Origin of the sequence: Spirulina subsalsa CS-330, from assembly GCF_028330765.1 — a bacterium.
Taxonomy (GTDB): domain Bacteria; phylum Cyanobacteriota; class Cyanobacteriia; order Cyanobacteriales; family Spirulinaceae; genus Spirulina; species Spirulina subsalsa_A.
Window position 1 is genome coordinate 1 of the sequence record NZ_JAQMTY010000211.1, and the last position, 14721, is coordinate 14721.

General features: G+C 54.9%; 10 protein-coding genes. 2 read left to right on the forward strand and 8 right to left on the reverse strand.

The features are described 5' to 3' along the window. Window positions 1-242: 242 nt before the first annotated feature. The 5 genes from PN477_RS14830 to sufB form a co-directional block, all read right to left on the reverse strand. Window positions 243-1352 (reverse strand): tetratricopeptide repeat protein, encoded by a 1110-nt coding sequence (locus PN477_RS14830; protein WP_272147375.1) that lies wholly within the window; start codon window positions 1350-1352, stop codon window positions 243-245. 193 nt (window positions 1353-1545) lie between these two features. Next, on the reverse strand, window positions 1546-2799 hold the full coding sequence (locus PN477_RS14835; protein ID WP_272147377.1) for a SufS family cysteine desulfurase: 1254 nt from the start codon (window positions 2797-2799) through the stop codon (window positions 1546-1548). A 42-nt stretch (window positions 2800-2841) separates the two neighbouring features. Further along, window positions 2842-4173, reverse strand: coding sequence for a Fe-S cluster assembly protein SufD (sufD, locus tag PN477_RS14840; RefSeq protein WP_272147379.1), 1332 nt, complete (start codon window positions 4171-4173; stop codon window positions 2842-2844). 26 nt (window positions 4174-4199) lie between these two features. Then, window positions 4200-4991: a Fe-S cluster assembly ATPase SufC gene (sufC, locus tag PN477_RS14845; RefSeq protein ID WP_272147380.1), complete on the reverse strand. Its 792-nt coding sequence runs from the start codon at window positions 4989-4991 to the stop codon at window positions 4200-4202. A 127-nt stretch (window positions 4992-5118) separates the two neighbouring features. Then, window positions 5119-6564, reverse strand: a complete 1446-nt coding sequence (gene sufB, locus PN477_RS14850) for a Fe-S cluster assembly protein SufB (protein ID WP_272147382.1) — start codon at window positions 6562-6564, stop codon at window positions 5119-5121. A 346-nt stretch (window positions 6565-6910) separates the two neighbouring features. Between sufB and sufR the strand changes: the two genes are divergently transcribed. Further along, a complete protein-coding gene (gene sufR, locus PN477_RS14855; RefSeq protein WP_272147384.1) occupies window positions 6911-7570 on the forward strand; it encodes an iron-sulfur cluster biosynthesis transcriptional regulator SufR in 660 nt (219 codons plus the stop codon). A gap of 358 nt (window positions 7571-7928) precedes the next feature. Here the strand turns inward: sufR and PN477_RS14860 are convergent, their stop codons facing one another. Beyond that, entirely contained in the window at window positions 7929-9053 is a 1125-nt protein-coding gene (locus PN477_RS14860) for an RpoD/SigA family RNA polymerase sigma factor (RefSeq protein WP_272120322.1), read from the reverse strand. A 612-nt stretch (window positions 9054-9665) separates the two neighbouring features. Here PN477_RS14860 and priA point away from each other — a divergent pair. After that, entirely contained in the window at window positions 9666-12140 is a 2475-nt protein-coding gene (gene priA / locus PN477_RS14865) for a primosomal protein N' (RefSeq protein WP_272120324.1), read from the forward strand. 84 nt (window positions 12141-12224) lie between these two features. Here priA and PN477_RS14870 read toward each other — a convergent pair whose 3' ends face one another. Continuing rightward, window positions 12225-13358, reverse strand: a complete 1134-nt coding sequence (locus PN477_RS14870) for a hypothetical protein (protein ID WP_272120326.1) — start codon at window positions 13356-13358, stop codon at window positions 12225-12227. A 73-nt stretch (window positions 13359-13431) separates the two neighbouring features. Continuing rightward, the gene (locus tag PN477_RS14875; RefSeq protein WP_417158830.1) at window positions 13432-14379 is read right to left on the reverse strand and encodes an aldo/keto reductase; all 948 of its coding nucleotides are present in this window, start codon (window positions 14377-14379) and stop codon (window positions 13432-13434) included. Between the last annotated feature and the right edge of the window lie 342 nt (window positions 14380-14721).

Here is a 14721-nt window from a genome sequence, read left to right on the forward strand (position 1 = left end):
CCGCTGGGCTAGCGGGGATAGTCTGTGGAGCGAACGTAAGACCATAAACTCCTTGCGGGTGGAGGCTGTTGCTATGAAGCAGAAACCTAAGATGTGAATCTTAGGAATCACTGTGGCTTTAGCCCGGTGAGGATGTCAACTTATCTCCTCATCAACAAGGGGCTTAAGCCCCTTGCCTGTTCATGAATCAAATAGGATTGCTATAGTTAACCTCCATCAGCCCCTTGCCTGACAACAATCCCCTAAATATCGTCGAGAATCGCGTTAACTTGCGCAATCCCTGCTGTATTTCCTTGGGCGGTGTAGAGTCTTTTCGCCATTTCCAGGGCGGCTTTAGCGTCCTGCTCTCGGTTGCGGGCGAGGAGGGCTTGGCCTAACCCCAGGAAGGCGGCGGGGTTTTGGGGTTCGAGTTCCGTGGCGAGGCGATAGGTGGCGGTGGCTTCTAAATATCGCTCTTGGCGCATACTCAGTTCCGCGAGGGCGAGGCGCACTTCGCCCTGTTCTGGGTTGAGGGCAGCGGCCCGTTGGAAGGCGGCTTGGGCATCATCCCAGCGCTGTTGAAACTGATAGATTTTGCCGAGTTGGAGGTGAACTTCGGGATTGTTGGGGTCGAGGCGGTTGACGGTTTGGAGGGTTTTGATCCCCGCGTCATAGTTGCCCTGTTGGAGTTGAGCGACGGCGAGGGGGAGATGAATCGTGACTTCGTTGGGAAATTCACGGGCGGCGGTGGTGAGGAGTTCGGCGGCTTGCAGCGGCTCGTTATGTTCAAGGAGGAGAGCGCCAATCAGGCCGTAGATGCGGGCGCGATCGCCGGGATTGTTGGCTAAAACTTGGTTATAGGTGGCCATGGCGGCATCGTAGTCACCAAGGCGAAGCTGGACGGCGGCGAGGCCTTGGTAGCTGAGGGTGTCGTCGGAATCGAGGGCGATCGCCCGTTGGTAAGAAGCAGCCGCCGCACGATATTGTCCGGCTTTGGCTTGGCTGTAGCCGAGACCGTAGTAAAAACTCGGATTGTTGCCGTCGAGGCGGATGGCGGTTTGGTAGGCGGCGATCGCATCGGCGTAGTTGCCTTCACTGGCTTGGAGGTAGCCAATCCCGGAATAGATGCGAGCGTTGCCTTGATCGAGGCGGGCGGCTTGCTCGTAAATGGCGATCGCAGCGGCATAGTTCCCCGCATCGGACAGTTCACGACCTTGGCGCAGGAGATCCCGCAATTGGGTATTGGCGGCGGTGGCTTGGCTGATGACGTAGGGAGCGGCCAACCCCTCGGCTTGGGCGGCCAGGGGAGCGGTCATCATCACCATGGATAACCCCAAAATACTCGTGAGTCTGAAAACAGCAAATTTCACCATAGATCTTAGATAGCCTTGAGCGTGAGAGAGTTGGATGTTAAACGTTGCAATCCTAGCATTTTTGTGAAAAAGGTTAACAAAATGCCCCATTTATTGCAGCACTATGTTAGACAAATCGTCAACCGTAGAAAACAATTCCCCTCGCTGGATCAGCTTGGGGAATGGGTTCAGAACAGCAAGGGAAACGCTGGCATCAATCCATCGTGCTCATACTGCGAAAAAAGTCGAGGGTGTCTTGCAGGGCAGCGATGAAGCGATCAATTTCTGCGTAGGTGTTGTAGAAATAGAGGCTAGTGCGGGCACTGCCGGTAATCTCAAGGAGGCGATGGAGGGGCTGGGTGCAGTGGTGACCGACGCGGATGGCGACTCCTTCGTGATCGAGTAGGGTGGCGAGGTCGCTGGCGTTGAACCCGTCCACATTAAAGGCGGCGAGGGCAGCGCGATCGCCCTTGGGCCCATAGATGCGCAACCCCTCAATGGCGCTGAGTTTCGTACAAAGGTAGTGGGACAGGTCTTGCTCGTAGGCATGAATGCGCTCCATGCCGATCCCACTGAGATAGTCCACGGCAGCACCGAGGGCGATCGCTTCTCCGATCGCCGGGGTTCCCGCTTCAAACTTATGGGGCAATCCGGCATAGGTGGAATGATCCAAAAACACCGTTTCGATCATCTCGCCACCGCCTAAAAAGGGCGGCATCGCTTCAAGGAGGTCTAATTTACCGTAGAGGAAGCCGATTCCTGTGGGGCCGCACATTTTATGACCCGACGCGACCAACCAATCACAATCGAGGGCCTGCACATCCATGGGCAAATGAGGCACACTTTGGCAGGTGTCGAGTAAGACTCGCGCCCCGACGCGATGGCTGCGGGCGATGATGTCCGCGACGGGATTGACGCAGCCGAGGGTATTGGACACATGAACCACAGACACGAGCTTGGTGCGATCGCTCAATAGGCCATCAAACGCCTCAAGATCAAATTCTTCTGTGGCCGTCAGGGGCACATGTTTCAGCACCGCCCCAGTGCGCTGGGCCAACATTTGCCAGGGCACAAGATTGCTGTGGTGTTCCATCACCGAAAGAATAATCTCATCCCCCGGTTGGAGCGTCTGCGCCCCCCAACTGTAGGCCACGAGGTTAATCGCTTCGCTGGCGTTGCGCGTAAAGACAATCTCATTGCGCGATCGCGCCTTGATAAACGCCGCCACCTTATCCCGTGCCGCCTCGTAGGCCGTCGTCGCCCGCGCACTGAGGCTATGGGCCCCGCGATGGACATTAGAATTATCCATCACGTAGTAATGATCGAGGGCATCAATCACCGCCTGCGGTTTTTGGGACGTGGCCGCGCTGTCAAAATAGATCAGCGGCTTATCATGCACCTGTTGATCCAAAATGGGAAAATCCCCACGGACTTCACGGGCAAGGGTCGAATTATCGAGGAACACCATAGCGATCGCAGAATTTCATAAAGATTAATTAACGAGACACCTTCATTCCGTGCGGCAAGCCACACATTGACTGAGGCGATGGCGCAACGACGGAACCGGAATCCGCTCCAACACCTCCGCCGCAAACGCATCAAGGAGCAAATACCGCGCCTGATCTTGGCTAATCCCTCGACTTTGCAGATAAAACAATTCATCCGCATCGATTTGGCTCACCGTCGCCCCGTGGGTGCATTTAACATTATCCGCCGTGATCTGTAGTTGCGGCTGCGTGTTCACCCGCGCTTGGGGCGACAGTAGCAAGTTCCGGTTTAACTGAGCCGCTTGGGTTTGCTGCGCATTTTGGGGGACTAAGACCTTACCGCTAAACACCCCTTGGCCCTTCGCATCCACAATACATTTATGGAGTTGATCCGTCACACCGTGGGGATGGTTGAGGGCAATCAAACTGTGGGTATCGGCAACCTGGGTATGATCCACCAAGGCGAGACCATTGAGCATTGTTTCCGTGTTGGGCCCCTGTTGCCAAATGCCGAGATTATGGCGGGAGAGTTGCGCCCCTAAACTGACCGTATTGATCGTGTAGTGGCTGTCCTGTTTTTGGGAGACCGCCGTTTTGCCGATATGGAAGGCACTGCCGGCTTCGCGCTGATACCGGGTATGGTTCACCCGTGCATTCTCCTGCACAAACACTTCCATCACGGAATTGTTGAGGTAGGGCGGCAACGGAGTTATATCGGAGCAGAGCGGGGTCGCGACGGCGTACTGTTCTACGATCTGGAGACTAGCACCGGGATCAGCCACAATCAAGCCCCTGGGTTGAATAAAGGCCGGGTCATCACTGGGCACAGTCACCCACAATAGATGAATGGGCTGCTCCACCACTACATCAGCTTGGGCCCAAATCACTGCCACATCCGGAAAACCGGTGCTGTTGAGGGCGGTGAACACTTCGGACTCGTCATTTTGATAGGCGATGTATTTGATCGCGTCGTAGCAGCGATCGAGGGGCAAGGCCATCAGGTTGCCGACAAACACGCCATCAGGAAGGGCGCTGGTGTCCGATAGTTCCGGGGCATAGACCCCGTTGACAAAAACAATTTGGCTGTGGGCGGATTCGGGCAGGGCGAGGTGAGCGATCGCCTCCGGTTCGAGGGCCGCCGGAGCCGAAGGGGAAAAAGCGATCGCCTTCAACGCCGTCAAATCCGTAAACCGCCACTCCTCATCCCGGCGCGTCGGCAGGGTTTGATGGGCCACCTCATAGGCCGCCTTTTGGCGCAGTTCCTGCAACCATCCCGAAATCTCGGAACGCACCCGCACGGTTTGCGCTTGACTTTGCTGCAAAAGGGCACTGAGATAATCGTCAGTCTGTCGCATGGTGGAAGGGGAATCAGATACTACCATTATGCCGTCACTCCCGCCTCAGCCGCGTGGTTATCTAAGAACTCATAGCCCCGCTCTTCCAGTTCAAGGGCCAACTCTTTCCCACCACTTTTCACGATCTGCCCCGCCTGCATCACATGGACAAAATCCGGCTCGATGTAGTCAAGCAAGCGTTGGTAGTGGGTAATCATCACCGTGGCATTGTCCGCCGTCGCCAGTTGATTCACACCATGGGCCACAATCCGCAGCGCATCAATATCCAGCCCGGAATCCGTTTCATCGAGAATCGCTAAACTCGGTTCAAGTAACGCCATTTGCAAAATCTCGTTGCGCTTTTTCTCACCGCCGGAAAACCCTTCATTGACGCTGCGATCGAGGAACTTCGCCTCCATCTGGACAATACCGAGTTTTTCCTCGATCAGGTCTTCAAAATCAAAGGTATCGACTTCCTCGCGGCCCAGGGCCTTTTGACGAGAATTATAGGCAACGCGGAGGAAGTCGAGATTACTCACCCCCGGAATTTCGAGGGGATATTGAAAGGCGAGGAAGATTCCTTTTAACGCCCGCTCATCGGGTTCGAGGTCGAGGATATTTTCGCCGTGATAAATAACCTCGCCGCCGGTCACTTCGTAGTCGGGATGACCCGCGAGGACTTTGGAGAAGGTACTTTTCCCGGAACCGTTCCGCCCCATGATGGCGTGAACTTCGCCCGCTTTAACCTCGAAGTTGACCCCCTTCAGGATGGGTGTACCGTCAACGGTGGCGGTCAGGTTTTTAACCGATAAGATCACCGGGCTATTGTCTCGAATCATAATGGTCTCGCTATCCGGATGTATAAGATTTCGTCAAAAAAAGGGGTCTTCACAGGTGATACTGAAGACCTGCCGTCTAGAAGGCTCAGGGGATGCCATGCTGACATCCCTGGTATGAGATTTCGCGTTACCCCACGGTTCCTTCGAGTTTGAGGCTGAGGAGTTTGTCCGCTTCGGCGGCAAATTCCATCGGCAGTTGATTGAACACGTCTTTACAGAAGCCGCTGATCAACATCGAGATCGCATCTTCGGTGCTAATCCCGCGCTGGGCAAAGTAGAAGAGTTGATCTTCACCGATTTTTGAGGTGGAGGCTTCGTGTTCAACTTTGGCGGTGTTGTTGTCCACTTGGATGTAGGGGAAGGTGTTGGCTTCGGCGCGATCGCCAATCAACATCGAATCACATTGGGAATAGTTCCGCGCCCCCTTCGCATTGGGCCCCATCTTCACCAAACCCCGATAGCTGTTCTTCGACTGCCCAGCCGAAATCCCCTTCGAGATAATCCGGCTGCGGGTGTTGCGGCCAATATGCACCATTTTCGTACCGGTGTCCGCCTGTTGGTGATTATTGGTGAGGGCAATGGAGTAGAATTCACCGACGGAATTATCCCCAACGAGGACACAACTGGGATATTTCCAGGTGATCGCCGATCCGGTTTCCACCTGCGTCCAGGAAATTTTTGAGTTTTTCCCTTTGCACAGTCCCCGTTTGGTGACGAAATTATAAATCCCGCCTTTGCCGTTTTCATCGCCGGCAAACCAGTTTTGTACCGTGGAATATTTAATGTCCGCATCATCGAGGGCCACCAGTTCCACGATCGCAGCATGGAGTTGATTGCTGTCGTACATGGGCGCGGTACAGCCTTCGAGATAGCTCACCGAGGCTCCTTCTTCGGCCACAATCAAGGTGCGCTCAAACTGCCCCGTATCACCGCTGTTCATCCGGAAATAGGTGGACAGTTCCATCGGGCAGGTCACCCCCTTGGGCACGAACACAAAGGAGCCATCGCTAAACACCGCCGAATTCAGCGCCGCAAAATAATTATCAGCCGTGGGAACTACCGTGCCGAGATATTTTTTAATCAGTTCCGGGTGTTCTTGGAGGGCTTCGGAAATAGAGCAGAAAATCACCCCTGCTTCGCCGAGCTTTTCTTTAAATGTGGTGGCAATCGAAACGCTGTCAAAAATGGCATCGACGGCCACATTACCCAGACGTTTTTGCTCGGAAAGGGGAATCCCTAGTTTCTCAAAGGTTTCTAAGAGGGCGGGATCAACATCATCTAAGCTCTTGAGTTTTTCACCGTCTTTGGTTTTCGGTGCTGAGTAGTAAATGATGTCTTGATAATTAATCGGGGGATAGCCTACGTGAGCCCAGTCGGGTTCGGCCATCGTTAGCCAATGCCGATAGGCTTTGAGGCGAAATTCGAGCATGAATTCTGGCTCATTTTTCTTGGCAGAAATGAGCCGGATCACGTCTTCACTGAGGCCTGGGGGAAGGCTGTCAGCTTCGATGTCTGTAATAAACCCATACTTGTAGGGTTGATTGACGAGGGTTTTGACAGAGGTTGCACTCATGAAACTCAGTGTTCTCCGCAGCTAAAGTCGGGTTTGGATTGTGCTCTGGTCTGGATTGGGGATACTCATGGTCGTCGAGGCTGGGTGAAGTCGTTAACTCACGGATTTCGACGGAATGTCAAGAGTCCCACAGTGGTGTTCTGGGCGGGGGTGGTATGATCGTCAGCGATCGCACCCTCTACAGCAAGGGGATTTGTGTGAAGTCACAAATCTTCAATGGTGCTGGTTGAGAATGGGCGCTGCTGATCGTCACCGCTGCATGTTAAACAACAATTTGGTTGTTTAACTGATCTTAGGCTACATTAACAACAGAGACGTTGTCAAAGTCCAAGGAACATTTTACACAATGGTGACGACGCAGCACGCTTCGACCAAGCAAGACATTCTGCATCATTTACTCAAACACGGGCAAGCCACTGCCCAGAATCTCGCAGACTCCCTGGCGATTAGTCCCCAAGCGATTCGGCGACATTTAAAGGATCTCGAAGATGATGGCCTCTTGGCCTATGAGGCGATCCAAAATGGCATGGGACGACCCCAACATCAATATTCCCTCAGTCGTGAAGGGCGCGAACAGTTCCCCCATCGCTATGGAGAATTTACCGTTGCGCTGATCGATACGCTGATGGAAACCGTCGGGCGGGAACAGGTGGGGGTCGTGCTTCGGAAACAATGGGAGCGCAAGGCGTTGGCGTATCGCGATCGCATTGGCCCTGGGTCACTGCGCGATCGGGTTGCAGCCCTGGTGCAAATTCGCCAAGCGGAAGGCTACATGGCCGAAATTCACCCCGTAGAACACCCCGACAGCGACACCCCCCAACAGTACATTTTCGCCGAACACAATTGCGCCATCTCCGAAGTTGCAGAATCGTTTCCCTCTGTCTGCGGCCACGAGTTGGAAATGTTCGAGGCGATTCTCCCCGATTGCACGGTGGAACGCACCCAATGGCTCAACGACGGCGAACACCGTTGCGGGTATCTGATTCGTGCCAAGGCTTCCCTTTAAGAGCCTGATTGATCACAGCCTGAGCCATTCTGATGGGATAGCCCTCTCGGCTGTCCCTTTTTTGCGGGGATAAAGAGGGGACAGCGATCGCCTCAAAGAGTCCCATCGGGCGCATCCCAGTTGGGCAGCGAACCCGCTCCCCAGAGGCTATGGCTGATCAATAATATGCCAATGTTGGCCAAGCCTGCCTTTGATCCCCCGATCAGGGCAGCGAGCGAGACGCTCGCACAACAGAGGATGACGGCAATGTACTGTGAGCCTCTGGCTCACTCCTGAATGGTGGAGTCCCCCAGCGGGGGGAAGTGGGTACATCATCACTTGACATCTTCTGTTTAACAGAACCTGATGGGAACGCGTGCTAATACAACCAGCCTTTGAGACGACGCGCCACCTGGGGACGGCGGAGTTTGCGCATTGCCTTGCTTTGGATTTGGCGCACTCGCTCACGGGACAGGTTAAACAGGCCGCCCACTTCTTCGAGGGTGTGGGGTTGGGTGCTGTTGAGGCCGTAGCGGAGGGTGATCACGTCTTTCTCGCGCTCGGTTAGCACATCACTCAACACCTCCCAAATTTCTTGGCGCATCATGATTTCGCCCATTTGGTCTTCGGGCAATTTCAGATCATTGTCTTCGAGGAGATCCATCAATTCGGTGTCTTCGCCCTTGCCGACGCGGTGGTTTAACGAAAGGGACTGCCGCCGCAGTTGAAACAGTTGGCGCAGTTGTTCGGGGGTGACCTCTAATTCCTGGGCGAGTTCGAGTTCAGTGGGGTTGCGCTTCAGGGTTTGTTTGAGAACGCGCTGGGCTTTTTTGAGTTTGTTGAGTTTTTCAACGATGTGGATCGGGAGGCGGATCGTGCGGGCATCGTTGGCGATCGTGCGGGTGATCGCTTGGCGAATCCACCAATAGGCGTAGGTGGAGAATTTGTAGCCTTTGTTGGGGTCAAATTTTTCCGTGGCCCGGTTCAGCCCGATCGCGCCTTCTTGGATCAGGTCGAGGAAGGGCACGCCCCGATTCAGGTAGCGTTTGGCGATGGATACCACGAGGCGGAGGTTGGAGCGGATCATTTTGCGCTTGGCGACCCGCCCTTGGTAGAGTTGCTGTTCGAGTTGGCGTTCGCTGAGGCCGAGGGCGATCGCCACGGCGGCCTTGGTTGGTGTTTGCTGCTCCTGACGCAGACTGTCCCGCATTTCCTCCACTTGACTTAAAAACTTGACCCGCTGCGCCAGTTCGATTTCTTCATTGGGCTTGAGCAGAGGATAGCGGGCCATTTCCTTGAAAAATGCCCCAACCGTGTCGTCTAAATCACTTTTACGGTAGTTGCGTTGCGATCGCACTGAATAATCAGCTTGGTCAGAAAAGGTAATATCCACCAAAGCCGGCTCTAATCCTTGGGGTTCAGTCTCCAACGGGTCGGCTGGGGCCGACTCAGGGGAAGCGAGGAGCATTTCGGTGTCGGGGGTGTTCAGTTCAGCAACATTCATAGGTGTTATTTCAAGTGACAGAGAAAGATTTCTTAAAAGGGGATTATTAAGGGGCTAATTTTGAGTTAAAACAGAGGGCTGGTTATGACTCCATCGCAGTCCTAAATCAGATCGGGACGGGCAAGGGGCTTAAGCCCCTTGTTTCTCCAGGCTGAGGGTTTCACACCTCAAATAGGATTGCTATATCTAGGAAACTTAATACGCTAGAAGCTGCTCATTAGGCTACCAGAATTTATTGTTCAATTTGTTTTCTTAATTACAAAACACAGACAAAAATTTTCGCTTACCATTAAGTCATCCTGTCCTGATTTCAACGGTGTTAATCCTATGATGAGTGGGTTGCAGAGGATGAACCCCAGAGAAGAACGAGGTGGGAGAAGTTGGGTTCTAGCTTAACATCTGATTTTCAGGCTGCCAGAAAATTTCAGAATATTTAAATTTAAACGGTTGTATTTATGTTTCTGAATCATCACTTGTGGAACTGTTTTTCCTGAAGACAATGCAGTCTTTGATACAAACTGCCGTGGGGATTTCGCATCATTTGCTACAGTCTGAAGGAGGCAAAAGAGGCGATCGCTGGCCAGCGATCGCCCCATGATGAGGATTGTCGTGATGCAACACGCTCCGCTGTGGGTCGATATTTTGGTGGATTGTCCCACCGTGCAGGCGGTTTTTACCTATCAGATCCCGCCAGAGTTTGCCGTAGCTCCGGGGGATGTGGTGCAAGTGCCCTTTGGGGTGCAGCAGTTGGGCGGGATCGTACTCCAGAGGCGGGAGACTCTCCCGCCGGACATTGCCCTGGATAAGATTCGGCCCGTGCTAGGGGTGATCGCACCGGGATTTTTAGCCCCGGACTATCTCACCCTCTTGCAGCGGGTGGCGACCGATTACTGTACGCCGTTGATCACGGTGGTGCGGGCCGCGTTGCCGCCGGGTCTGTTGGGGAAGTCCCAGCGGCGGATTCAACTCTGGCGCGATCGCCTCCCTCCCGGTGCGGAAACGTTTTGCTCTGCCCCCGCCCAAGCCGTGCTCGCCCTGCTCCAACAACAGGCCGAAGGGGACTACAGTATGCGCTACCTAAAGCAGAAGGTGCGCCAAGCCGACAAAGGCGTGCGGGATTTAATGGCGCGGGACTGGGTGCGCAGCTATCTCGAACCGCCGCGCTACAGTCAGCCCCAAAAACGCCAAGCGATCACCCTCCTCCAAGCCACCGGCCCAGCCGGAGACCTCACGAAACGACAACAGGAAATCCTGACAATTTTGCAGCGTCAGGGGGGGCAAATGTGGCTGATGGAGTTTCTGCCCTTGTGTCGCACGACGACGGACACCCTCAAGAAGTTGGAAACCAAAGGCTATGTGGTGATTCAAGATCAAGAGGTGCTGCGTTTAGAGCAGGGCGAGGGTCAGCAACGGGATGCCCCCAAGGTGCTGACTCCTGCACAGCAGTCGGTGTTAGGGGCGATCGCAGCCAGCGCCGGGTTTCAAGTCTTTTTGCTCCATGGGGTGACAGGATCGGGGAAAACAGAGGTGTATTTGCAGGCGATCGCGCCACGTTTAGCCGCCGGTCAATCAGCCCTCGTCCTCGTGCCGGAAATTGGACTCACACCCCAATTAACCGATCGGTTTCGGGCCCGATTTGGCGATCGCGTTTGTGTGTATCACAGCGATTTATCTCAGGGAGAACGCTATGATACCTGGCGCACGATGCTAGACAGCGGCCCCCATGTGCTGATTGGGACGCGATCGGCGGTGTTTGCCCCGCTGCGCAATCTGGGGATGATCATCCTAGATGAAGAACATGATTCGAGTTTTAAACAAGAGCAGCCCAGCCCCACCTATCACGCTCGCACCGTCGCCCAATGGCGGGCCGAATTAGCGCAATGCTCGCTGATCCTCGGCTCGGCCACCCCCGCCCTCGAAACCTGGCAGGCCGCCCACCATCCCCCCGCGCAGTATCTCACCCTACCCCAACGGATTCGCGATCGCCCCTTGCCCCCGGTGGAAGTTGTGGATATGCGCGTCGAACTGAAGCGGGGGAATCGGTCGATTTTTAGCGATCGCCTCCAACGCGCCCTCATTGAAATGCAGGCCAACGGCCAACAGGGCATCCTTTTCATCCCCCGTCGGGGCCACAGCACCTTTGTCTCCTGCCGCAGTTGTGGCGAAGTCCTCCACTGTCCCCACTGCGATGTCTCCCTCTCCTATCACCACACCCACGACCAAGCCACCCCCTATCTGATCTGCCACTACTGCAACCACCACCAAGCCCAGCCCCCCCACTGCCCCGCCTGTAGCTCCCCTTACCTCAAACAATTCGGCAGCGGCACTCAGCGGGTGATCACGGAATTAGCTCGCCAATTTCCCGATCTCCGCCTGCTCCGCTTCGACAGCGACACCACCCGCACCAAAGGCGCTCACCGGGCCTTGCTCACCCAGTTTGCCCAGGGTCAAGCCGATCTCCTCGTCGGAACCCAGATGCTCACGAAGGGGTTAGATGTGGCTCAGGTGACCGTGGTGGGCATTGTCGCGGCGGATGGTTTACTTCATCTGCCCCAATACCGCGCCACGGAGCGGGCGTTTCAAGTGCTAACCCAGGTAGCTGGGCGGGCGGGACGGGGAGACGAACCGGGGCGGGTGATTCTCCAAACCTACAGCCCCGATCATGCCGTGGTACAGGCGGTCAAAGCCTACGATTACCCGGCTTTCATGGCAGCGACATTACAGGAACGACACCAACATTACTATCCGCCCTATTGTCGATTGGTCTTGGTGCGGGTGAGTGGGTTGGATCAGGAAGTGGTGCGATCGACGGCGGCATTAGTGGCGCTGAAGGTGCGATCGCTTTGCGCTGAGTGGGCGCGATCGCTTTGCACGGAGTGGGATCAATCCTCAGACCTCCCCCCCTCGATCCAGATTCTCGGCCCCGCACCCGCCCCGATCATGCGCATCAAACGCCGGTTCCGCTGGCATCTCGTCATCAAACTCCCCCCCAAAACCCCATCCCTCCCAGACCTTGCCCCCCTCTCTGCCCTCTGTCCCCCCAGCGTCAGCCTCGTTTTAAATATCGACCCGCTGTATTTTGATTGATGCTTCGTATAAAGCATCGCTCATCCAAGTCTCACCGCTAATTTTGCCAACAGGTGGAAACATCCCCCATCTACACCGACCCCCTCAGACCAATACACCGCGATAGAACAATAAGGTCATCGGATAGGCGATGATCACAGCCATGATCGTAAAAGCCACTTGGATAGGCATGGGTAGATAGCGGACTAAAACGACAGAAGGCAATAATAGGGACTCTGCCCGGTAACTGCTCACACCTGGGCCCATGATGACGGGGAAGATCCAGAATGCGAGCATGAAGAGGATCAACAGCAAATTCTGGGGATTGAGCAGGTGACGCTGGCGCAGGAACGTGACGGCGATCGCAACGACAAAACAGAGCACAAACAAGGTTTGTAAAGCCAGAACATCTTGAGTCCATTCCCAAGGTCTTTGGAATAAAGGCTGAATGCGAGCGTAAAAAATTCCAATGGGGATGTGCAACCCGTGGCCATATTTGGCTTGCACCTTAAAAAATGCCATCCATTCATCAACCGCAACGTGATGAACCATCAAGACTGATAAAAATCCCAACATCGTTAGTCCTGGCGTGATCAACAGCCGAGGGAGACGCTGCCGCCAAGGTTGGCCCCGTCCGATCCAGACCAACCAAAAGACGGTAACCGCTGCCAGCACAAATCCTGTGGAATAAGTAAACGCAGCTACCGCTCCAGCAAGCCCCGCTGCCCATGCCTGCTGTTGTCGCAGGTAATGCAACATCAGTAAGATCCAGAAGGTGCAGGTCGAGATCGGAAACACAGCATGGTAGTAGATACATCCTGGAAAGAACCCAGCCAGGAGTAGACACAATCCATTCCTCCGGCTCCACGTTGCATTGAGGAATTGGTTGTAAAGGAGCACCAACGTCGCAAGATGGAAAAATGCCGAAAGGATCGCTGCCGCAGTGATTGACTGTAGACCTGCGAGACTCAGTAGCCGGATTAACCACGGGTAGGCCGGCAGCCATCCCGTATTACCACACCAGTCTTCTGGGTTGTAGAGATTGATCACAGCGCAGGAGAAGAATTCATAGCCTACATCAGCAATGTGAAGATAGTGTCCAGAATCCCAGCGAGATAGTGTTTCAGGGTCGAATGGACTGAATCCCAGGGCCAAGGCAGCGATACCGAGCATGATTCGCGCCAAGAGAAAGACCGCGAGGGGTGGGCCAATCCGCTGAAATATATGTTTAAGCTCCATGGCAATATTGATCTCTGAGCGACTCAATATAGCATTTGGTTGATGAGTGGTGGGCCACTCCGAATCTGAATTCTTATTCCCCCAACCAAGGGCGGGTGACTTGGTCGAGTTGCGCGATCGCCTCCTCGGTCAATTGCCAGCCCAAGGCCCCGGCATTCTGTTCGGCTTGACGGGCATTTTTTGCGCCGGGAATCGGGATCACCCCCGTTTGGGCGATCAGCCAATTGAGGGCGACTTGGGCGGGGGTTTTGCCGTATTCGTCGCCGTAGCGGTGGAGGAGATCGAGGACGGGGGCAATGCGGGCCAGGCCGTCGGGGTTGAATCGACTGTCCCAACGGCGGGGGCCGCTGGGGGTGCGATCGCGGCTATATTTGCCCGTTAGTAATCCTTGGGCGAGGGGACTGTAGGCGAGAATGGTGATGCCCGCTTGTTGGGCGTGGCGGAGGATGCCGTTGCGTTCAATATTGCGGTGGAGAAGGGAATATTGCACTTGGTTGACGGCGAGGGGGATGCCTTGGCGATCGAGGATTTCCTGAGCTTCGACCATTTGGGCGGTGGAATAGTTGCTCACGCCGATGGCTTCGATTCGGCCTTGTTTCACTTCAGCGGCAAGAGCATTTAAGAGAGTGTCTTGACTGAGAAAGAAGGTGAAGGGCCAATGGACTTGGTAGAGGGTAATGCTGGGTTTTTGCAACCGTTTGAGGCTGGCGGTAACGGCCTCATGTACCGCATCGGCAGACCACCGCCACGGTGCGGGGCCGAATTTGGTGGCGAGTTGGACGGGGCGATCGCAAGCCTGGCAAAACTGACCGAGGAGCGTTTCCGATTTGCCTAGGCCGTAGACTTCCGCCGTGTCAAAAAAGGTGATCCCCGCTGCGATCGCTGCCTCAAACGCCGCCTCCACTTCCGGCGCACCATAATCATCGCCATAGTTCCAAAACAGGGAATCTCCCCAGGCCCATGTTCCAATGCCCAAGGCCGGAACCGTTGGCCCTTGGGGGCCCAGTTGCACCATTTGCATCTCAGGTATCGTCATCTCAGCGTTGTGTTACAAAATCTATACAGCTTTACTTGATTATGGCGAAGATTGCGGATTAGGCGGGAGAGCAGAGTCAAGCGAGGTGCAATCGCACTCTTGCCGATTCGGGTTGATGCGCTGCCGTTCGCTCCGCCCCTCGACGGTGAAAAAACAAAGGGTGCATCCCACTTTTACAGATTCCCATGGCTCGCCAGGGAGCACCCTCATCCCCAGCCCTTCTCCCGCAGGAGAAAGGAGCCAAAAGCCCTCTCCTGAGGGAGCTACTGCTTATACACAAACTGCTCTTAACGATGTTCACCTTCTCTCGATCCCCCCTAGCCCCCC